The sequence below is a fragment of the Billgrantia sp. C5P2 genome (genome assembly GCF_051062895.2).
Window position 1 is genome coordinate 3,691,860 of the sequence record NZ_CM128542.1, and the last position, 18,087, is coordinate 3,709,946.

The 18,087-nt window shown below is 63.4% G+C and carries 21 protein-coding genes; 7 read left to right on the forward strand and 14 right to left on the reverse strand.

The genetic code is table 11. The annotated features are described in order from the left end of the window. The first annotated feature begins 111 nt into the window (after positions 1 to 111). Positions 112 to 750, forward strand: coding sequence for an FMN-dependent NADH-azoreductase (locus tag ACRWQA_RS17005; protein ID WP_434230728.1), 639 nt, complete (start codon positions 112 to 114; stop codon positions 748 to 750). 169 nt (positions 751 to 919) lie between these two features. Beyond that, entirely contained in the window at positions 920 to 1,231 is a 312-nt protein-coding gene (locus ACRWQA_RS17010) for a cupin domain-containing protein (protein WP_263582743.1), read from the forward strand. 66 nt (positions 1,232 to 1,297) lie between these two features. Here the strand turns inward: ACRWQA_RS17010 and ACRWQA_RS17015 are convergent, their stop codons facing one another. Then, entirely contained in the window at positions 1,298 to 1,939 is a 642-nt protein-coding gene (locus tag ACRWQA_RS17015; RefSeq protein WP_434230731.1) for a nitroreductase family protein, read from the reverse strand. Positions 1,940 to 1,954: 15 nt separating this feature from the next. Next, a complete protein-coding gene (locus tag ACRWQA_RS17020) occupies positions 1,955 to 2,893 on the reverse strand; it encodes an EamA/RhaT family transporter (RefSeq protein WP_434230733.1) in 939 nt (312 codons plus the stop codon). A 70-nt stretch (positions 2,894 to 2,963) separates the two neighbouring features. On the opposite strand from ACRWQA_RS17020, the gene ACRWQA_RS17025 reads away from it, so the two are divergent. Further along, on the forward strand, positions 2,964 to 3,455 hold the full coding sequence (locus tag ACRWQA_RS17025) for a MarR family winged helix-turn-helix transcriptional regulator (protein WP_263582740.1): 492 nt from the start codon (positions 2,964 to 2,966) through the stop codon (positions 3,453 to 3,455). 14 nt (positions 3,456 to 3,469) lie between these two features. Here the strand turns inward: ACRWQA_RS17025 and ogt are convergent, their stop codons facing one another. Both ogt and ACRWQA_RS17035 read right to left on the reverse strand, forming a co-directional pair. After that, positions 3,470 to 3,997, reverse strand: a complete 528-nt coding sequence (gene ogt / locus ACRWQA_RS17030) for a methylated-DNA--[protein]-cysteine S-methyltransferase (RefSeq protein ID WP_263582739.1) — start codon at positions 3,995 to 3,997, stop codon at positions 3,470 to 3,472. Further along, positions 3,981 to 5,480: an AlkA N-terminal domain-containing protein gene (locus tag ACRWQA_RS17035; protein ID WP_434230737.1), complete on the reverse strand. Its 1,500-nt coding sequence runs from the start codon at positions 5,478 to 5,480 to the stop codon at positions 3,981 to 3,983. Before ACRWQA_RS17035 ends, ogt begins: the two co-directional genes overlap by 17 nt. A 157-nt stretch (positions 5,481 to 5,637) precedes the next feature. Between ACRWQA_RS17035 and ACRWQA_RS17040 the strand changes: the two genes are divergently transcribed. From ACRWQA_RS17040 to ACRWQA_RS17050, 3 genes are read left to right on the forward strand one after another with little or no spacing between them, the layout of a single operon-like run. Beyond that, entirely contained in the window at positions 5,638 to 6,102 is a 465-nt protein-coding gene (locus ACRWQA_RS17040; RefSeq protein ID WP_434230739.1) for a GNAT family N-acetyltransferase, read from the forward strand. 12 nt (positions 6,103 to 6,114) lie between these two features. Next, positions 6,115 to 6,726: an FMN-binding negative transcriptional regulator gene (locus tag ACRWQA_RS17045; RefSeq protein ID WP_434230741.1), complete on the forward strand. Its 612-nt coding sequence runs from the start codon at positions 6,115 to 6,117 to the stop codon at positions 6,724 to 6,726. Beyond that, entirely contained in the window at positions 6,723 to 7,463 is a 741-nt protein-coding gene (locus tag ACRWQA_RS17050) for a GNAT family N-acetyltransferase (RefSeq protein WP_434230744.1), read from the forward strand. The genes ACRWQA_RS17045 and ACRWQA_RS17050 overlap by 4 nt, the downstream gene beginning before the upstream one ends. Before the next feature lie 4 nt (positions 7,464 to 7,467). Here the strand turns inward: ACRWQA_RS17050 and pdxR are convergent, their stop codons facing one another. Genes pdxR through ACRWQA_RS17070 form a run of 4 tightly spaced genes read right to left on the reverse strand, consistent with a single transcriptional unit; the run spans position 7,468 to position 11,205 of the window. Next, positions 7,468 to 9,000 carry a MocR-like pyridoxine biosynthesis transcription factor PdxR gene (gene pdxR / locus ACRWQA_RS17055; protein ID WP_434230746.1) on the reverse strand — a complete coding sequence of 511 codons (1,533 nt, stop codon included), beginning with the start codon at positions 8,998 to 9,000 and terminating at the stop codon, positions 7,468 to 7,470. Then, positions 8,984 to 9,994 carry a GGDEF domain-containing protein gene (locus ACRWQA_RS17060; RefSeq protein ID WP_434230748.1) on the reverse strand — a complete coding sequence of 337 codons (1,011 nt, stop codon included), beginning with the start codon at positions 9,992 to 9,994 and terminating at the stop codon, positions 8,984 to 8,986. Before ACRWQA_RS17060 ends, pdxR begins: the two co-directional genes overlap by 17 nt. A gap of 56 nt (positions 9,995 to 10,050) precedes the next feature. Beyond that, entirely contained in the window at positions 10,051 to 10,560 is a 510-nt protein-coding gene (locus tag ACRWQA_RS17065) for an SRPBCC family protein (protein ID WP_434230751.1), read from the reverse strand. Between the two features lie 21 nt (positions 10,561 to 10,581). Continuing rightward, positions 10,582 to 11,205, reverse strand: coding sequence for a LolA family protein (locus ACRWQA_RS17070; RefSeq protein WP_263582731.1), 624 nt, complete (start codon positions 11,203 to 11,205; stop codon positions 10,582 to 10,584). A gap of 94 nt (positions 11,206 to 11,299) precedes the next feature. On the opposite strand from ACRWQA_RS17070, the gene nfo reads away from it, so the two are divergent. Continuing rightward, positions 11,300 to 12,148 carry a deoxyribonuclease IV gene (gene nfo, locus ACRWQA_RS17075; protein WP_263582730.1) on the forward strand — a complete coding sequence of 283 codons (849 nt, stop codon included), beginning with the start codon at positions 11,300 to 11,302 and terminating at the stop codon, positions 12,146 to 12,148. A 16-nt stretch (positions 12,149 to 12,164) separates the two neighbouring features. On the opposite strand, the gene ACRWQA_RS17080 is transcribed toward nfo, so the two are convergent. The 6 genes from ACRWQA_RS17080 to ACRWQA_RS17105 form a co-directional block, all read right to left on the reverse strand. Continuing rightward, on the reverse strand, positions 12,165 to 12,713 hold the full coding sequence (locus tag ACRWQA_RS17080; RefSeq protein WP_263582729.1) for an NADPH-dependent FMN reductase: 549 nt from the start codon (positions 12,711 to 12,713) through the stop codon (positions 12,165 to 12,167). A gap of 99 nt (positions 12,714 to 12,812) precedes the next feature. Then, positions 12,813 to 13,436, reverse strand: coding sequence for a response regulator transcription factor (locus tag ACRWQA_RS17085; RefSeq protein ID WP_263582728.1), 624 nt, complete (start codon positions 13,434 to 13,436; stop codon positions 12,813 to 12,815). Next, positions 13,345 to 14,835: a cache domain-containing protein gene (locus ACRWQA_RS17090; protein ID WP_263582727.1), complete on the reverse strand. Its 1,491-nt coding sequence runs from the start codon at positions 14,833 to 14,835 to the stop codon at positions 13,345 to 13,347. The genes ACRWQA_RS17085 and ACRWQA_RS17090 overlap by 92 nt, the downstream gene beginning before the upstream one ends. A gap of 125 nt (positions 14,836 to 14,960) precedes the next feature. Next, the gene (locus tag ACRWQA_RS17095) at positions 14,961 to 16,286 is read right to left on the reverse strand and encodes a TRAP transporter large permease (RefSeq protein ID WP_263582726.1); all 1,326 of its coding nucleotides are present in this window, start codon (positions 16,284 to 16,286) and stop codon (positions 14,961 to 14,963) included. Between the two features lie 3 nt (positions 16,287 to 16,289). Then, entirely contained in the window at positions 16,290 to 16,814 is a 525-nt protein-coding gene (locus ACRWQA_RS17100) for a TRAP transporter small permease subunit (protein WP_434230757.1), read from the reverse strand. Positions 16,815 to 16,936: 122 nt separating this feature from the next. Beyond that, a complete protein-coding gene (locus tag ACRWQA_RS17105) occupies positions 16,937 to 18,046 on the reverse strand; it encodes a TRAP transporter substrate-binding protein (protein ID WP_263582724.1) in 1,110 nt (369 codons plus the stop codon). Between the last annotated feature and the right edge of the window lie 41 nt (positions 18,047 to 18,087).

Here is an 18,087-nt window from a genome sequence, read left to right on the forward strand (position 1 = left end):
GAAAAAAGTATCATCTTGGTTCATTATAAATACCATCACACTATTTGATTTATATTTTCCACCCGGAGGTGCTGGCATATAGAAACAAAAATCAGCGAGGTATTTTGTGTCATGACAATTCTCCTACATGTCTCATCTTCTCCCCGCAAGCAGCGTTCTGCCTCCTTGGAGGTCGCACGAAGCTTCCTGTCCGATTATCGGGACTACGCTCCGCATGTTCAGGTCAAGCACCTCGACCTATGGGACATGGAGCTACCTGAGTTCGATGACAACGCCATGACAGCGAAATATGCCGGGCTAGCCGGAACGCCGCTCACGGCAAGCCAGCAGCAAGCCTGGGAGCACCTGCGCCAGCTCGCCGCCCATCTGCACGAGGCCGATCTCCTGCTGTTCTCGATGCCACTCTGGAATTTCAGCATCCCTTATAAACTCAAGCATTTCATTGACTTGATATCGCAGAAGGACATTCTTTTTTCTTTCGACCCCGAGACCGGATTCAGCGGGCTGCTCACTGGCAAGAAGGCCATCGTCGTTTATGCCAGAGGCTTGAGCTATGCAAGCGACTCCTTTACCCCATCGCGAGAGTTCGACCATCAGAAAGGATATTTCGAGGCGTGGCTTAAGTTCATTGGCGTAACCGATGTACAGTCGATAATCGTGGAAAAGACACTTTTCGGCAGCGAAGTTGATAGTGAAGCTCGGCAACAAGCCTGCCAGCAGGCTTCGCAACTTGCGAGAAGTCTCGGGTAGCCTCTCCCAGCAGCTTCTCCTGACTCATCATGAAGCGGCATGAAATGATGTAGCACAATGGTCACTGCGTTAAGCATAATGCCTCCTTCACCGAACGAGCAGGTTGTCTCGGCTTTTGCTCGAGACCTGGGGACTTGCTCAGGAGATAACACCAGAAGGATAACCGAGCATGGAAATCACCCGTAGCCGGGACTTCACCGCGGAGCGTGCCTGGGGAGCCAAGGACATTGCCAAGATGAACGGCATTACCACCCGCCTGCATTGGACAGACCGGCCCTACCGCTGGCACGTCAACGATGGCGAGGAGGTCTTCGTGGTGCTCGATGGCCAGGTGGAGATGCGTTATCGCAACGAGGGCATCGAGCACTCACGACTGCTCGAGGTGGGCGACATCTTCTTTGCCTCGACAGGTACCGAACATGTCGCCTGTCCTGTAGGCGAAGCCAGGGTGCTGGTTATCGAGAAGGAAGGCAGCGTCTAGGCACCATCCAAAAACTGCCTGCACTCGCCGACTTTCTGGACGGCGCCTGGAAGACCAGCGGGGCCATCAGGCCCCGTCCCATTCCACCAAGAAGCGCTCCCTGGGCCAACGCACCTTGGCTTGGCCAGCCAGGCGATCCTGCTCGGTATCACGATAACCAAGCGCCAGCAGCACTACGCTACGCAGCCCCTGCGCCTCAAGGCCCAACAGTGCATCCAATGCCGGCGGGTCGAAACCTTCCATCGGCGAGGCGTCGACACGCTGTGCAGCCGCGGCGGTCAAGGCCGTGCCCAGGGCGATATAGGCCTGTCGCGCCGCCCATTGGTGGCGCACTTCCGGCGAGGCAAGGCCGGCAACGGCCGCGTGGAGCGACTGCCGATACCCTTCCAACTCCATGGGGTCGAGACCGCGCGCCGCCGCGGTCAGTGCGATCAGCTCATCCACGTGTCGCCCATCCATCTCGTCCCAGGTGGCGAAGATCAGCAGGTGAGAGCATTCGCTGACCTGGGGCTGGTCACACGCAGCGTGCCGGATCCGCTCGCGCAGCACTGGGTCTTCCGCCACCAGTACACTGTATGGCTGGAGACCGTAGGACGACGGCGCCAGCCGTGCGGCCTCGAGAATGTTATCTAGCGTGTCTTGGGGCACTTTCCTGCCATTCATTCGTTTGGCGGCATAGCGCCAATGCAGGGCTTCCATGGGGGTCATGCAACTCTCCTGTGGTCAGGCTTCCGCCGTGGCAGGCGGTGGCGTTTCGCGGCGCACGGCGCCACGGTGGAACAGGACCGCACCGAGGACCACCAGTGCCCCCGCCAGGCCCAGGTAGGGCGGTACCGTCTCGCCCAGCAGCGAGACTGCAATCAACGTGCCGACCAACGCCGCCACCATGCCGATCTGGCTGAGGTAGACGGGGCCGGCGATTTTCTGCAGCACGAAGTAGAAGACGTAGAGCACCGTGAAGACGGCCACTTCGGCGAGCAGCAGCCGAAGCACCCCTGTCGAGCCGAGCAACTGCGCCAATTGCTGCGCCTCGAATGCCAGCACGAAGGGGGCAAGCGCCAGCGCGCCACCCAGCAGCATCAGCGCAGCGAGGTAGACCGGCCCTGCCTCGCCGGGCCAGCGCAGGGTGCGATAGATATTACCCAGCGCGATGATCAGCGGGATCGTCAATACCAACGCGACCCAGCCCTGTGCGCCTTGCATGCCGCCCGCCTTGGCCCACGCCAGCAACACCCCACCTGCCAGCCCCAGCAGCACGCCGAGCAGCCGTAGCGCATTGACGCGCTCCATGCCCATTCCCACTGCTATCACCCAGGTCACCAGAATCGGGAAGGCAAAGCTGAGCGAGACGAACCCGGCCCCCACGTGACGCACCGCCAGGAAGCCCAGCGCATTGGGCAGGGCAAACAGTGCGCCCGAAACCAGCGCGTACTCGACGATGCGCCTGTCGAGCCGCATCGGCTGTCGCTGCTGGGTTGCCAGCGCCAGGAGCAGCACGCCAGCGCCGGTCACCGCCACCATGAGGAAGCTCAGGCGAGGCGCACCGGCTCCGTCGGCGATTTTGGCCACGACCAGAGACAAGGCCAGCAGGCTGCCGACGAGTAGCAGGCAAGCCAGGGCATACCAGCCGGTGCGGTTGCGTGGCTTGGTTGAGTTGGTCATGATCGGCTCCTGTTCAGTACAGCAAAAGATTCTCGACACAAAGTATCTTGATGGAAAGATAAACGCGCCTATGAATCGTGTCAAGCAAGCCATTGCCCAATGGCAACGGGAAATGCCCGAACTCGACCTGCTGCCGATGGAAGTGGTGGGATACATGAAGACGACCCAACTGCTCACCCAGGAGCGACTACAGGCTTTCTTCAAGGAGTACGGCCTGCAGTTGGGAGAGTTCGACGTTCTGGCCACGCTGCGCCGCTCGGGAGCTCCCTACCGCCTGGGGCCGACGCAGCTGTTCGAGACACTGATGGTCTCGTCGGGAGGCATGACCAGTCGGCTGGATCGCCTGGAGAAAGCGGGCCTGATCGTGCGCTCGCCGAATCCCGAGGATCGGCGCGGCACGCTGGTATCGCTGACCGAGGAAGGCTTGGCCCTGATGAATCGAGTCGTGCCTCGCCACGTGGCGAACGAGGCCCGAATGCTTTCCGCTCTCAGCCGCGAGGAACAGCAGGCATTGGGTGAGCTCTTGAGCAAGCTGCTGGAAGGGTTGGTCGACGAGACCTGAGCTGGCACGGGCCGCTACGCGAGCGTGAACAAGTCGCTCTGCAGCTGGCGCCGCTCGTGCTCCACCAGCCAGCGCTTGCGCGGCAGCCCACCGCCATAGCCGGTCAGGGTGCCGTTGGCACCGATCACCCGATGGCACGGTACCACGATGGCCACCGGGTTGGCGCCGTTGGCCAGGCCAACGGCGCGGCTGGCACCGGGGCGTCCGATATTTGCGGCCAGCTCACCGTAGCTGATCGTGGTACCGGCCGGAATCAGGCGCAGCGCTTGCCACACCAGGCGTTGGAACTCAGTACCACCGGTCGCCACAGGCACTGTATCGAGATGGGAAGAGTCACCGTCGAAATATGCCTCCAGCGCCTGGCGTATGGCGTCGGGCGCCGAGCCCTCGACGAGCTCGTAGTGGCGATAGTGACGCCCCAGCAGGCGGTGCAGCCGTTCGTCGTGGCTGTCGAATTCCAGCGCTCGCAGTGCGCCTTGGTCATCGCCAACCAGTCGCAGCTCGCCCACGGGGGACGGCAATCGATCAAGCCAGAGTCGCATTGCACTTCTCCTGTTGCGGTTTTGCTGCCGTCGTGGTGGCCGCATCGGCATGCCACAGGTGCATCACGGCATAGGCACGCCAGGGCCGCCAGGCCTCGGCCCGTGCAAGCAGCTCGCGCGGCGTTGGGCGCCGGCCCTGCTCTGCCAGTACCCGTTGCAGCGCCACGTCCGATGGCAGAAAGGCATCGCTCTCCTGCAGCCCACGCATGGCGATGTAGTGTGCCGTCCACTCGCCGATGCCTGGCAGGGCACAGAGGTGGGCCACAGTGTCATCGAGATCCTGGCGCCGATCGAACAGCCTTGGGCGCTCGCGGTAGGCAGTCGCCAACGCTACCAGGGCCGCGGCCCGTGCGCTGGGCATGCCGAGTGCCTTGATCTCATCGAAAGTGAAGCGCTCGGGAGCGGGGAATAGTCGCTCCAGGCCGATTCCAGCCTGACCCTCCACGCGTTCACCCAGACGCTCGACCAGCCGCCCAGCCAGCCGTGTGGCCGCATCGACGCTGACCTGCTGGCCGAGGATCGCCCGTACGGCGACCTCGAAAGGGTCCCATCCGCCCGGCACGCGCAGCCCGGGGCGACGCTCTACCAGTGGCGCCAGCGCCGGGTCGCGACCGAGCCCATGGCGTATCGCCTCGGGATCGGCCTGCAAATCGAACAGCCGACGCAGCCGTGCAATCACGCTCGGCAGTGCCGAAAGCTCGGGCAGCCGGATCGAGGCGTGCAGTGCATTGTCGGCGGAAACATCCTTCACACTTACGCTGCCGGCCGTTTCGCCGATGCGGAAAACCCGGTGATAGCCCTCTCCATCGATGCGTTCAAGCCCCGGGATGGTCCGCCGAGCCAGGAAGGCCAGTATCGCCGGCCAGTCGTAGGGCGGCCGGTACGGCAGCCGCAGCGTCAACGCCGCTGCCCGGGAAAGGTCGGCTCGGCGACCGCGGAGGGTGCCTGGCGCACGGCCATAGAGATGCAGGAACACTTCGTTGAAGCGGCGCACGCTGCGAAAACCGCTGGCCAGCGCCACATCGGCGAGAGGCAGTTCAGTCTCGTGCAGCAATTGCTTGGCCAGAAGCACGCGCCGGGTTTGGGCCACGGCCAGCGGGGCGGCTCCGACATGGCGCTGGAACAGCCGCCGCAGCTGGCGTGCGCCCACGCCCAGACGATCGCACAGCGTTTCCAACCCGCCTTCGTCCAGCGCGCCCTCGTCGATCAAGCGCAGCGCCCGCTTCACCGTGGTCGAGGTACCGGCCCAGGCAGGGGAGTCCGGCGCGCTTTCCGGGCGACAGCGCAGGCACGGTCGGAAACCCGCCTCCTGCGCTGCCGCCGCGGAAGAAACGAAGCGACAATTATCGAGCTTCGGCGCAGGCGCCGGGCAGATCGGGCGACAGTAGATGCCGGTGCTGGTCACACAGGTGAAGAAGCGTCCGTCGTAACGAGCATCGCGCGCCAGCAGCGCCTGGTAGCAAATATCGGTCGAGAGGTTCATGGCTCCATTCTAGCTTGGGCAAAGCCGATGTCTGGCGGTTTTCGGACCTGAACGTCAACGCCAAGTGGCTCTGTTGAAATCAATCCAACTGGCCCTTAGCAAGGAGCCAGTAAGGCTTCACACTCGGTAAGACCCATGTGAACGCGAGGACTTACCGATGCCCGTACGCCATGCCTCCCTGGACGACCTCGGCCCGCTCAGCGAACTGCTCGACGGCTACAGGCAGTTCTACCGCCAGGCACCCGACCTCGAAGGCGCCCGGCGCTTCCTGCAGGCACGCCTGGAAGGCGGTGACTCGCACATTCTGGTGCATGAAGGACCGGGAGGAGAATTACAGGGCTTCGTTCAGCTCTATCCCCTGCTCTCCACCGTGCGCCTGGCGCCGCTGTGGCTGCTCAACGATCTGTTCGTCTCGCCCGAAGCGCGCCGCGGCGGCGTCGGCTGCGCCTTGATGCAGGCCGCCAGGGAACTGGCCGCAAGCCATGGCGTTGGCCATCTCAAGCTCGCCACCGAAATGAACAACCGCAACGCCCAGGCGCTCTACGAATCGCTCGGCTGGCAGCGCGACACCACCTTCTATTACTACGGCCTGCTGTTCGACACGCAAGCGAGCCAGGACTGACCCGGAGGCACCATGTACGTACCCCCCTCGATGCAACTCGAGCGCGCTCGGGCCTGGGACTTGATAGAACGGCACGGCTTCGCCGTCCTGGTCGGCGCCGACCTGCAGGCCACCCACCTGCCCCTGTTGCTGGAGCGCAGCGAAGGCGAGCAGGGCATGCTCTACGGCCACTTCGCCCGTGCCAACCCGCACTGGCGAACACTCGATGGCAGCCGGGCGCTGGCGATCTTCAGCGGCCCCCACGCCTATATCTCACCGACCTGGTACGCCAGCCAGCCCGCCGTGCCCACCTGGAACTACCTGGCCGTGCACGCCACGGGCACCCTCGAATTGCTGGGGACAGCGGCCACGCGGGAACTGCTCGACCGCAGCCTGGCGCACTTTGAGCCCGCCCTGCTCGACTCACTGCCCCGTGAGCCAGGCTACCTGGAGAAGATGCAGGCCGGCGTGGTCGGCTTTCGCCTGCCCATCGAGACGCTGGCGGGCAAGGCCAAGCTAGGCCGCCAGCGCTCTGAGGCTGACCAGGCCGGCGTCGAGGCAGCCCTGGCCGAGAGCCGCGACCCGCAGGCGCGCCAGTTGTGGCGCTACATGCAACAACTGACCTATGAGGAGAGCACTTCATGACCCTGACCGATGTGAGCCATAACGCCTTTGGCCAACCGGTCGGCGCCGCCCTGCCCGACTGGCAGCCGGCCCGCCGACCGGATCGAATACCGCTGCAGGGCCGCAGGGTTCGCCTTGAGCCGCTAACACCTGAGCGTCACGCCGCTTCGCTGTATGCCGCTTTGCTGGCGCCCGGCGAAGGTACGCACGATGCCCCCGCAGCGCGCTGGACCTACTCCGGCGGTATGCCGTTCGCCGATACCGAACAGTATCGCGCCTGGCTGAAGGCTAGGTCGGAAAGCGACGATCCGCTGTTCTACGCCATCGTCGCGGCGGCTGACGAGCGGGCACTGGGGCTGGCCAGCTACCTCAACATCGTTCCCGAACACGGCAGCATCGAGGTCGGGCATATTCACTTTACTCCAGCGCTGCGGCGCACGCCGGCGGCCACCGAGGCCATGCTGCTGCTGATGCGCCATGCCTTCGAACTGGGTTACCGACGCTACGAGTGGAAGTGCAATGCGCTCAACGCCGCCTCGCGGCGTGCCGCCGAGCGCCTGGGCTTTCGCTTCGAGGGAATCTTCCGTCAGCACCGGGTGGAGAATGGGCATAGTCGCGACACCGCCTGGTTCTCCCTGCTGGACAGCGAATGGCCCGCCGCCGAGGCACGCCTGGAGCGCTGGCTTGCGCCGGAAAACTTCGATGGAGAGGGCAGACAGCTAAGCTCACTGTCGGCGCTGACGCAGACGTGCCGCTGAACGACTAGGCGTCTGCCAATTCACACCACGCCTGAGCCAGCCAGTGCCCTGCCCTTTCGATCTCGGCTTCGACGGTACCGGCATAGCCCAGTACCAGGCCGGGGTGGCCGGGGGCGTTGAGATAGTAGCTCGACAATGGGGACAGCAAGATCCCCTGCCCCGCAGCCCGCTCGAGCAGGATGCGTTCGTGCTCGGGCTCGTCGAGCCAGGCGACCAGGTGCATGCCGGCCTGCCCTTCGGATAGCCGCAGGCCACGCGCCACCGCCGGCGCCAGCGATTCACGCAGCAGAGCCTGACGCCGGCGATAGCAGTCACGCATCCGGCGGATATGGCGCGAGAAATGACCACGGACAATGAACTCCGCCACGGCGGCCTGCACGGCGTACTGGCCTTCGCGATGGAGCCGGGCATTGGCACGGCGGAACGGCGCCACCAACGGCTCGGGCAACACCAAATAACCCAGCCGCATGCCGGGGTACATCACCTTGCTGAAGGTGCCTACATAGATCACCCGCGAGTCATCCACCAGCCCCTGAAGGGCGGCAACGGGCCGCTGGCCATAGCGAAACTCGCTGTCATAGTCGTCTTCCACGATCCAGGCACCGTACCGTTCGGCGGCTTCGAGCAGCGCCAGTCGCCTGGCCAGGCTCATGGTTGTGCCACTGGGATACTGATGCGAAGGCGTGACGTAGATCAGCCGCGGTTGACGGGAGTCGGACATGTCTTCGATGCACATGCCCTCGCCATCCACCGGCACCGGCGTCATATCAAGCCCGGCCGCCATGAAGCAGGCCTGGGCACCGTGGTAGCCCGGCTCCTCGATCCATACCTCGTCGCCGCTGTCGCTCAGTAGCCGCACGATCAGTTCGAAGCCCTGCTGGGCACCCTGAACAATGAGGATCTGCTCGGGGCGGCAGCGCACCGAGCGGGAGAGCTGCAGATAATCGGCCAGCGCCTCGCGCAGTGCCGGCACTCCCCCCTGAGCCTGATAGTCGAGCCAGTCCAACGGCATCCGTTGCAACTGGCGGTGCAACAGCCGCTGCCACTGGGCGTGAGGAAAGCGATCCAGTGCGGGCACGCCTGGAACGAAAGCGGGATGGCGTTCTTGCGGGGAATGACAGAAGGCGAGCAGTGCCGTACCGCGTGAGGAGAGCAGCGATTCGGCAGGCAAAGACGGCTGTGCGGCTGCAACGTTCGCCGTAACCGACTGCGCCTGCTGGAACGCCAAGTCGGCAACGAAGGTACCCGCGCCATGGCGGGTGGTGAGGAAGCCCTCGGCCAACAGCTGGTCGAAGGCGGCCAGCAGCGTGTTGCGCCCCAGGCCCAGCTCTCGAGCCAACTGGCGAGTGGATGGCAGGCGCTGGCCACTGCCAAGTCGCTCCGTCTGAATCCACTCGCGCAGGGTGTGGTAGAGACGCATGGTCAATGGCTGATTCGACGGCTCACCCAGTACCAGGCCCAGCGCATCGGCCAGCCAGTCGGCTCTCTCCAGAAGAGGCGTTGCCCGGGACGACACGCCTTCAGCGATCCGGTTCATCCGCCACGACCCGATTGCGACCGGCTCGCTTGCCTTCATAGAGGTTCTGGTCGGCACGATGCAGAATGGCCTCCACCGTCTCCTCGGTTCCCTGGAAAGCCGACACACCACAGGTAATCGACGCGCCGAAGCGGTGGCCCTGCTCCGACTCGAACTCCTGCTTCTCTACCAGTTGGCGCACCTTCTCCGCCACGCCGACGGCTTCCTCGAGACTGGTTTCGGGCAGTAGAAGAGCAAACTCCTCCCCGCCGAGCCGCGCCGGGATATCGTTCGTACGCAAGTTGCTGCGCAGCAACTTGCCCACGCTCACCAGCGCCTGGTCACCGGCAGGATGGCCATGGGTATCATTGATCCGCTTGAAGTGATCGAAGTCGAACAGCACCACCGACGTCGACCTGCCGTAACGACGGTAACGGGCCAGCTCCTGCACTAGCCGCTGCATGAAATAGCGCCGATTGAACAACGCCGTGAGCTCGTCGGTGCGCGACAATTGGCGCAGGCGCAGTTCCAGCCGCTTCTGCTCGGTGATGTCGCGCACGGTGCCGATCAGGATCTGCTCGTCGCCCTCAGGCATGTAATCGGCCAGTTCGTGCACCCAGCGGATCTCACCGTCGGGCCGCACGATGCGATGCTCCACGTCATGGCTGCCACTTTCCTGTGCGCGCCACATGCTGGCCTCGACGCTCTCCAGGTCCTCCGGATGGACCATGGCCTTGAAGGCCCGAATGCTGGGGGTAAAGGTCTTGGGATCGACGCCGAAGATGTCATAGATCGCCTCGGACCAGAACAGCTCGTTGGCCTGGAGGCTGGCTTTCCAGTAGCCCAACCGGGCGATGTGCTGAATGCGCTGCAGGGTACGGTCGAGGCGTGCGATCTCCTTGCGTGCCTCCTCGAGCTCACGTCGGCCCCGCTGGCAGGGGGAATCGGGAGAGTCGCAGCTACGCGCTCCCGAGGACTGGCGTTGATTGTCGATATTGTTATGCGAGCCCGTCATGGTATCTCTGCGACGATTTCGAGACATGCTGACAGAATACCGTTTGGTTCAAAGGACTACCAACGTTGCTTGAACGGTTCTCGGGCCGGGGCACGCCCACAGGGCGCTGGAACGCACCTCAAGTGATTCGCCAGTCCCGTGGCGCCAGCCCGCATCATGGCCCGGTGATTCCACAGCACCAGCGGACGAGCCATGCGTGAGAGCAGACTCAGCCAGGGCCGCACCGTTCGCACCTGCCAGATATAGCGAACCCGTGTGCCCGATTTTTCTCCGTATAGCTGCCACCTGCCCACACCGGCCACGTCACCATTTGCCACCCCCTCGATCAAGCAGGGTTCGTCAACACGGGTAATGCAGATGTCGAAACACAGGCGATAGCCAAGCCGGCTCTTCCAGATGAAACGCTGGGTACGCCCAATGCCCTGGTCGTCGCCGGCCTCGAGCGGCTGCACATCGACCAGCCCAGGCCACCAACCGGGCCAGTGCAACGAATCGCTCAGGGCGTCGAAGACCGCCTCGACCGGAGCCTTGAAGTGCCAGGTGGTATCGAAATCGAAGCTTGCCATGGGCGCGACCCACCATGAACGTCAGGGCGAGAAATGATCGGGCGGGAAGGCCGGATCTAGCTCGACGTCTTCCAGGTGCACGCTTTCCAGGCGCTCGCCGCGCCGGTCGTAGCTGATCACCCTGAGCGGGAACAGCGTCTCCTCGTCGAGCCAAAGATCGTAGCGCGCCACCTCGTGCACCGTTCGACCGGGCTCGGACTCCACCACCACATGCTGGACAGAATGCCCATCGAGCGTGGCTGGCCCGAGCAGGCGTGCGCTGCCGTGTTGCTGCAACTGCTGCACATTGCGCAGCAGCGTGCCCACGTCCGACTGGTCCACGCGATGCCCGCGTGAGCTGCGTACCATGCGGTTGGTGGGGCGCAGGGAGAGGCCCGGCCGACTGCCGGGGCCGCCGAACGGCCACAGCTGCACCTTGCCCGTATCGGGGCGGTAGATCAGCACCGCCCCGCGGTAGGGCGTTTCCATGTCCATGCGCACGTAGCCCGGCTGCTGATAGCTGTAGCGAATGACCTCCTCTCCCCCGCTGCCCTGGCTTCGCAGCGTCAGGCGATAGCCTTGCAGCGCATCGATGCGAGCCAGCGCCGCTGCGATCGGGTCCTCCTCGATGGAGGCGCTCATCGCCACCAGTACGAGTAGCAACATGTGGCATTTCCTCGTAGTCCTGCCTTTGAGATTAGCAGGGCCATGGCGGGTACATGCTATCGTATTGGCGTTGCTCAACCCACGGAGAGGCCAGATGAAATACCTCGGAGCCCATGTCAGTGCCGCCGGCGGGCCCGACCAGGCCGTACTGCGCGCCGTCGAGATCGGCGCAGACGCCTTTGCCCTGTTCACCAAGAATCAGCGCCAGTGGCAGGCCAAGCCCCTCGACGATGCCACCATCGAGGCCTTCCGCGCCGCCTGCCGGGAGCACGGCTTCGGTCCCGGGCAGATCCTTCCCCATGACAGCTATTTGATCAACCTCGGCCACCCGGACAACGCAGGGCTCGAGAAGTCGCGCGCCGCCTTCCTCGACGAGATGCAGCGCTGCGAGCAGCTCGGCCTGACCCTGCTCAACTTCCACCCCGGCAGCCATCTCAAGAAGATCAGCGAGAGCGAGTGCCTTACCCGCATCGCCGACTCGATCAACCACGCCCTGTCCAAGACCCGTGGCGTTACCGCTGTGATCGAGAACACCGCCGGTCAGGGCACCAACCTGGGTTGGCGCTTCGAGCACCTGGCCGAGATCATCGAACAGGTCGACGACAAGTCGCGCGTCGGCGTCTGCATCGACACCTGCCACGCCTTCGCTGCCGGCTACGACCTGCGTACCCCCGAGGCCTGTACCGCCACGCTCGACGAGTTCGACAAGATAGTGGGTTTCGGGTACCTGCGCGGCATGCACCTCAACGATGCCAAGAGCGCATACGCCAGCCGCGTCGACCGCCACCACAGCCTGGGCCGGGGCAACATCGGGCTCGATGCCTTTACCACCCTGATGCGCGACTCGCGCATCGACGAGATTCCCCTGGTGCTGGAAACCATCGAGCCCGAGATCTGGGCCGAGGAGATCGCCTGGCTGCGCGCCCAGGCCGCGGGGGACTGAACGTACCGCTCGCCGCTCAATCCAGCATCACCGCCTGGGCATAGTCCCGTGCGTCACGGCCTTGGCGCAGGGTCTCGGCCCACCAGGCGAGCCGCGCCAGCAGGGTCTGCATGCCACGCTCGTAGCGCTGGGCCTGCTTCGGCTGGCCATGCTCATCGAACTGCTCCCAGACGCTGGGGAACATCACGCCGTCGCGAATGCCCACCGCATGCAGTTCGGCGAATACATGACGCAGGTGCTCCACCGCTCGCAGCCCGCCCGAAGCGCCACCGTAGGAGACGAAGGCCACGGGCTTGGCCTGCCACTCCGCCTTGTAGCTATCGATCAATGCCTTGAGCGCCGCGGGGTAGGAGTGGTTGTACTCAGGCGTGACCACGACGAAGGCATCCGCTTCGTCGAGGCGTCCGGCGAATGCCGAGTCGGCCTCGGCGGCGGGATCGACCACAATCGGCGCGAACGCCTCCCGGCGCTGGATCTGCTCCAGAACCCAACGACCCACGGTATCGCAGAGCCGCCCTTCTCTCACACTGCCGTAGATCACGGCCACCTTGATCGCATCGCTCATCGCTATTTCTCCTTGCGGGGTGAAGATGCGATGAACGATACGCCCTCAAGAAAGGTTGAGGTCAAAGATCGACGTGCCAATGACTTCGATAGGATCTGGCTATTCCAGCTCGACCAGCCCATGTCGCATCGCGTAGCGAAACAGGCCCGCCAGGGAGTTGGTATTGAGCTTGCGATAGATATTGCTGCGATGCGACTCCACCGTTCGGGCACTGATCGCCAGCGCTTCGCCAATGTCGCGGCTGCTCATGCCTTCGAACATCAGCTTCAAGATGTCGGTTTCGCGCTGGGTCAATCGCCCCTCCTTCTCCTCGAGCAGGACCCGCGAGACGCCAGAGCCGAAATGGTTGCGACCGCTCGCCACCTCGCGCAGCGCGAAGACCATCTCCTCCGCTGAGGCATCCTTGAGTACGTAGCCAGCGGCACCGCAGGCCACCGCACGGCGAATGTACTCCTCGTTGTCGTGCATGGTCAGTACCAGCACACGGATGGCCGGACAGCTCTCCTGCAATACCTTGCAGGCTTCCAGGCCGGAAATGCCAGGCATGGTGATGTCCGTGACCACGACGTCCGGCTGCAACTCGTGCGCGAGTGCCAGCAACTCTTGCCCTGAACTGGCCACCCCGACCAGGTCAATGCCCTGCTGCGCCTCCAGCCGGTACTTCAGCCCTTCCAGCACCAGCGGATGGTCGTCCGCCAAAAGTACGCGTATAGACCTTCCCATCGATTCTCTCCCGACTTGTCATGCTGGAGGCCCGCTGAAACGGCACCTTGAGCCTGATGCGCACACCCTTGCCGGGCGCCGCCTCGATCGTCAGGCGCCCACCCAGCAGGTCGACGCGGTCCTGAATGTTGCGCAACCCCATGCCGGTACCGTCCTGCTCCTGGCGACGCTCGGGACGCCAGACGAAGCCTTGGCCGTCATCCGCAATTTCCAGGTAGACCCAACCCCGGCGGCGCTGCACCTTTACCTTGACCCGACGAGCCATGCCGGCGTGCTTCTCGATGTTGTGCAGGCTCTCCTGGGTGATGCGATACAGGGCCGTAGCCAGCACCGGCTGACACTGCCGGCTGTCGACGTTCGACTCGAAATGTATCTGGACGGGCTTACGCTCCGCCAAACCCGAGCAGAGGCTTTCGAGGGCCGCTACCAGCCCCAGGTCGTCGAGCACGCTCGGGCGCAGGTCGCAGGCCAGCCGCCTGAGATCCTGAATGCCCGTTTCCAGGATGCGGTCGGTAGCCGCCAAGGCGGCGGAAGCGTCGACGTGGTCTCCCCGGCCCAGAGCGTCATCGACACGCTCCAGCTTGAAGCGCGCCGAGACCAGGAGTTGGTTGATACCATCATGCAGTTCGCGCGAGATCCGGCGGCGCTCCTTTTCCAGGAAGCCGAAGGTCTTCTGGGCCATTTTGACCAGCTTGCGATTCGCCACCCGCGCTTCGCTCAAATTGACCGCGAGGCCGATCACGGCGATGACGAGCAGGCAGGAGACGGTGAAGAACGCCATCAGCAGGATGGTCTTGCGCGCGTTCCCCACCATATGCTGCTCCATCTGACCGACGACCTGCTCGATGTCGTCCAGATAGAGGCCGGTGCCAACCATCCAGCCCCAGTCATCCAGCCCGATGGAGTAGCCCAGCTTGAGCACCGACTCCCCGCCGGAGGGCTTGTCCCAGCGGTATTCGGTATAGCCGCCCCCCGCTTGCGCTTGCCGGACGAGCTGCTGAATTAGCAATTTCCCGTCCTCATCGCGGAAGTTCCACAAATCCTGCCCGACGACGTGCTCCAAACGAGGATGGACGATATTCAGTCCTTCGTAGTCATAGACGAAGAAGTAGCCATCGGAGCCATATTCCATACGATGGAAAGCATCCGCGACGCGGCGTTGAGCCACGTCTTTGGGTAAGGAAGGGTCTTCGTATATATCACGGATCGCCGTATAGGCTAGCTCCATGTAGTTCTTCAGTTCCGCCTTCTTGGCTTGCAGCAATCCGTCCTTGAGGATTTCCGACTGCACCCCACTCAACCGCGCACTCTGATGGATAGCAAAGAACGTCACACCGGCGATGAGAACCAACAGAGGAAGCAAGGTAAGCAGTGTCAGTTTGGTTCTGAACGTGAACACTGGCGTATACCTGTTTACTTATTATTGTTGAGCCACAGTTATTGTCGAGCCACGAGCCCCGCCAACCTCACAAGCACGAGAGTTGGCAGGGCCTGATTTCAAACTCAGGTAGTGCTATTTGCGACTCACCATCCTACCATCGCCGGCAACCACAGCACCACATCGGGGAAGACGATGATCAGGGCCAGGGCAAGGAGTTGGATCAGCACGAAGGGAATGGCCCCCTTGTAGATATCGGCCGTGGTGATGCCCGGCGGCGCCACGCCCTTCATGAACAGCAGCGACCAGCCGAAGGGCGGCGTGAGGAACGAAGTCTGAAGGTTCATGGCGATCAGGATGGCGACCCAGACCATGGACATGTCGCCCTGGCTTGCCAGGAAGGGCAGGAACAGCGGCACGGCAATGTAGGAGATCTGAATCCACTCGAGGAAGAAGCCCAGGAAGAAGATCAGCAGCAGCATGAAGATCAACGTGCCGTACATGCCGCCCGGCACCCACTCGAACATCGCTTCGATCAGGAACTCGCCGTCCAGGCCTCTGAAGGCCAAGGCAAACACCTGCGAGGCGATCAGTACGAAAAAGATCATGCAGCTGATGCGCAGGGAGGTCTTCACGGTCTCGGAGAGTACCGGAAGCGACAGGCGGCCGGAAACGATTGTCAGCAGCAATGCGCCCACGGCCCCCACCGATGCCGCCTCCGTGGGAGCGGCCACCCCGCCGATAATCGAGCCGAGCACGGCGAAGATCAGCAACAGCGGTGGCACCACGACCTTGACGAAGTCCTTGCCCAGCTCTTTCTTGCTGACGGCGGCACGCTCCTGCTCGTCGATGGCGGGCACGTCGGCGGAGAAGAAGAAGGCCAGAACCAGCAGATAGGCCAGATACATCCCGGCCAGCAGCAGCCCCGGCACCAGGGCCGCGGCGAACAGGCTGCCCACCGAGAGGTTCATGATATCGGCCAGCACCAGCAGCACCAGGCTGGGCGGGATGATCTGCCCCAGGGTGCCGGCAGCACAGATGGTGCCGCACGCCACCGTCTTCTTGTAGCCGCGGCGCACCAGGGTGGGCAACGCCATCAGGGTCAGTGTGACGATGGCTGCCCCGACGATGCCCGTCGCCGCTCCCAGCAGCACGCCCACGATGATCACCGCCAGGGCCATGCCGCCCGGCAGGCCGCCACAAAGGTGGCCGATCACGTCGAGCATGCGCTCGGCGATCTTCGAGCGCTCCAGCATCACGCCCATGAATACGAACAGCGGTATGGCCAGCAGGGTGTAGTTGGAAACGACACCGTAGATCCGCGAAGGCAGCAGCTCGAACAGCCAGCCATCGAAGCCGATGAAGCCGAACACGAAACCGACGAAAGCCACCACGAAGCCGACCGGGATACCGGTCATAACCAGCACGAAGAAGGCCACGATCATGGCCAACGCGTAATATTCCAAAGGCATGACTCAGGCACTCCGAGCGTAGTGTTGAGCGAGACGCCTGCCGTTCTCCAGCGCCTGGCGAATCGACTCGGTCGCCACGAAGACGAAGCCGACCACGACCAACGACTTGGGAATCCAGCGCCAGGGAAGACCGGAAGAGTTCGGTGAGCGCTCGCCTCGAATGAGGGAGGTCTCGGCGAAGGGCAGGCTGTAGTGGATGATGAGCAGTGCGCAAGGCAACGCTACCAGGAGTGCGGTGACGAGGTTCAACCACATCATGCCGACAGGACTGAAGCGGCTCGACAGGATGTCCACGCGAACATGGTCGTCGAATTTCATGGCATAGGCGATGCCCATCATCGCCATCACCGACAGCAGGTACCACTCCAGTTCCTGGGCCCATACCGCACCCAGGCCGAGGGCATAGCGACTCAGCATATTGCCGAAGATCAGCGCGACCATGATGACCATGGCCACGCAACCGATGAAACCGGCAAGGCCGGTGATACGCCCTAGCAGGCGCTCGAGCGAGGTACAGAAACGCAGCATGCAAACTCCCTCCTCCGGGCTGGCCCCCGGTGGACGTCTGAAGCGAGGTAGAAGTGGCCTTTGCAAGGCAGGTCAGTAAAGCCCCTCGGCTACGGGAGCCGGAGCCGAGGGTCGGGCCGCAATCAGATCATGCCCTGGCCATAACGACTGATGGTGTTGGCGAAGACGCTCTCGCTGTTGGCCTGCCAGCCGTCATGCTTCTTCTTGAACGCCCAGAAGCTGTCGTTGATTCTCTTGACCAGCGGGTCCTTGTCGGCCTCGGTCGCGAGAATGTCGCGGGTAGCCTCGAACAGGGCCCGGATGACGTCGTCGGGCAGGGTCTCGAACGCCACGCCGTGGTTGTTGACCAGATCATCCAGGGCGTCGCCGTTCTGCGCTTCGATCCAGGTGTGGGAAGTGATGTTGCAGGCCGCGGCCGCGTTGTGAAGCACCGCCTGGAGATCGCTGGGCAAGGAGTCGTAGGCGTCCTTGTTGACGATGACTTCGGTGGTGGTGGAAGGCTCGTGCCAGCCCGAGGAGTAGTAGTGCTTGGCCGCGTTGTGCAGGCCCAGCGCGCGGTCGAGGTAGGGTCCCACCCACTCCGCCGCGTCGATGGCACCACGCTCCAGCGCGGAGAAGATTTCGCCGCCGGGCAGCAGGCGGGCATTGGCGCCGATGGCGTTGTAGACGTCCCCGGCCAGCCCCGGCATGCGGATGTTGAGCCCGCGGAAGTCCTCGACGCTGGTGACGGGTTCACGGAACCAGCCCACCGGTTGCGCGCCGGTACAGCCCACGGCGAGCGGGATCAGGTTGTAGGGCTCGTAGGTCTCCTTCCACAGTTCGTAGCCGCCACCGTGTGCCAGCCAGGCATTGAAGCCCTGGAAAGTCATGCCGAAAGGCACGGTCGTGAAGTACTGCGCGGCAAACGATTCGCCGGCCCAGTAGTAGGAGCAAGCATGATTCAACTGCACCTGCTGGCCCCGCGACACGGCATCGAAGCCATCGAAGGCCGGAATGAGTTCGCCGGCGCCGTAGACACGGATCTTGATGCGCCCACCGGACATGTCTTCGACCCGCTTGGCGAAATCCGTGGCGGAGCCCGGACCCGACTGGAAGAACGGAAAGCCCGAAGGCCAACTGGTGGTCATGCGCCAGTTGAAAGTTTCCTGGGCCTTGACGATGCTCGGCGCCATCACGGTACCCACCGCAGCAGCACCACCGTACTTGAGGAAATTACGCCTGTTGACGCTCATGGAAATGTCTTCTCCCGGCGAGCCCGATAATATTGAACGCA

Coding starts and splice junctions, on each gene's coding strand:
- ACRWQA_RS17005 (WP_434230728.1), top strand. CDS start 112: ATGACAATTCTCCTACATGTCTCATCTTCTCCCCGCAAGCAGCGTTCT.
- ACRWQA_RS17010 (WP_263582743.1), top strand. CDS start 920: ATGGAAATCACCCGTAGCCGGGACTTCACCGCGGAGCGTGCCTGGGGA.
- ACRWQA_RS17015 (WP_434230731.1), bottom strand. CDS start 1,939: ATGACCCCCATGGAAGCCCTGCATTGGCGCTATGCCGCCAAACGAATG.
- ACRWQA_RS17020 (WP_434230733.1), bottom strand. CDS start 2,893: ATGACCAACTCAACCAAGCCACGCAACCGCACCGGCTGGTATGCCCTG.
- ACRWQA_RS17025 (WP_263582740.1), top strand. CDS start 2,964: ATGAATCGTGTCAAGCAAGCCATTGCCCAATGGCAACGGGAAATGCCC.
- ogt (WP_263582739.1), bottom strand. CDS start 3,997: ATGCGACTCTGGCTTGATCGATTGCCGTCCCCCGTGGGCGAGCTGCGA.
- ACRWQA_RS17035 (WP_434230737.1), bottom strand. CDS start 5,480: ATGAACCTCTCGACCGATATTTGCTACCAGGCGCTGCTGGCGCGCGAT.
- ACRWQA_RS17040 (WP_434230739.1), top strand. CDS start 5,638: ATGCCCGTACGCCATGCCTCCCTGGACGACCTCGGCCCGCTCAGCGAA.
- ACRWQA_RS17045 (WP_434230741.1), top strand. CDS start 6,115: ATGTACGTACCCCCCTCGATGCAACTCGAGCGCGCTCGGGCCTGGGAC.
- ACRWQA_RS17050 (WP_434230744.1), top strand. CDS start 6,723: ATGACCCTGACCGATGTGAGCCATAACGCCTTTGGCCAACCGGTCGGC.
- pdxR (WP_434230746.1), bottom strand. CDS start 9,000: ATGAACCGGATCGCTGAAGGCGTGTCGTCCCGGGCAACGCCTCTTCTG.
- ACRWQA_RS17060 (WP_434230748.1), bottom strand. CDS start 9,994: ATGACGGGCTCGCATAACAATATCGACAATCAACGCCAGTCCTCGGGA.
- ACRWQA_RS17065 (WP_434230751.1), bottom strand. CDS start 10,560: ATGGCAAGCTTCGATTTCGATACCACCTGGCACTTCAAGGCTCCGGTC.
- ACRWQA_RS17070 (WP_263582731.1), bottom strand. CDS start 11,205: ATGTTGCTACTCGTACTGGTGGCGATGAGCGCCTCCATCGAGGAGGAC.
- nfo (WP_263582730.1), top strand. CDS start 11,300: ATGAAATACCTCGGAGCCCATGTCAGTGCCGCCGGCGGGCCCGACCAG.
- ACRWQA_RS17080 (WP_263582729.1), bottom strand. CDS start 12,713: ATGAGCGATGCGATCAAGGTGGCCGTGATCTACGGCAGTGTGAGAGAA.
- ACRWQA_RS17085 (WP_263582728.1), bottom strand. CDS start 13,436: ATGGGAAGGTCTATACGCGTACTTTTGGCGGACGACCATCCGCTGGTG.
- ACRWQA_RS17095 (WP_263582726.1), bottom strand. CDS start 16,286: ATGCCTTTGGAATATTACGCGTTGGCCATGATCGTGGCCTTCTTCGTG.
- ACRWQA_RS17100 (WP_434230757.1), bottom strand. CDS start 16,814: ATGCTGCGTTTCTGTACCTCGCTCGAGCGCCTGCTAGGGCGTATCACC.
- ACRWQA_RS17105 (WP_263582724.1), bottom strand. CDS start 18,046: ATGAGCGTCAACAGGCGTAATTTCCTCAAGTACGGTGGTGCTGCTGCG.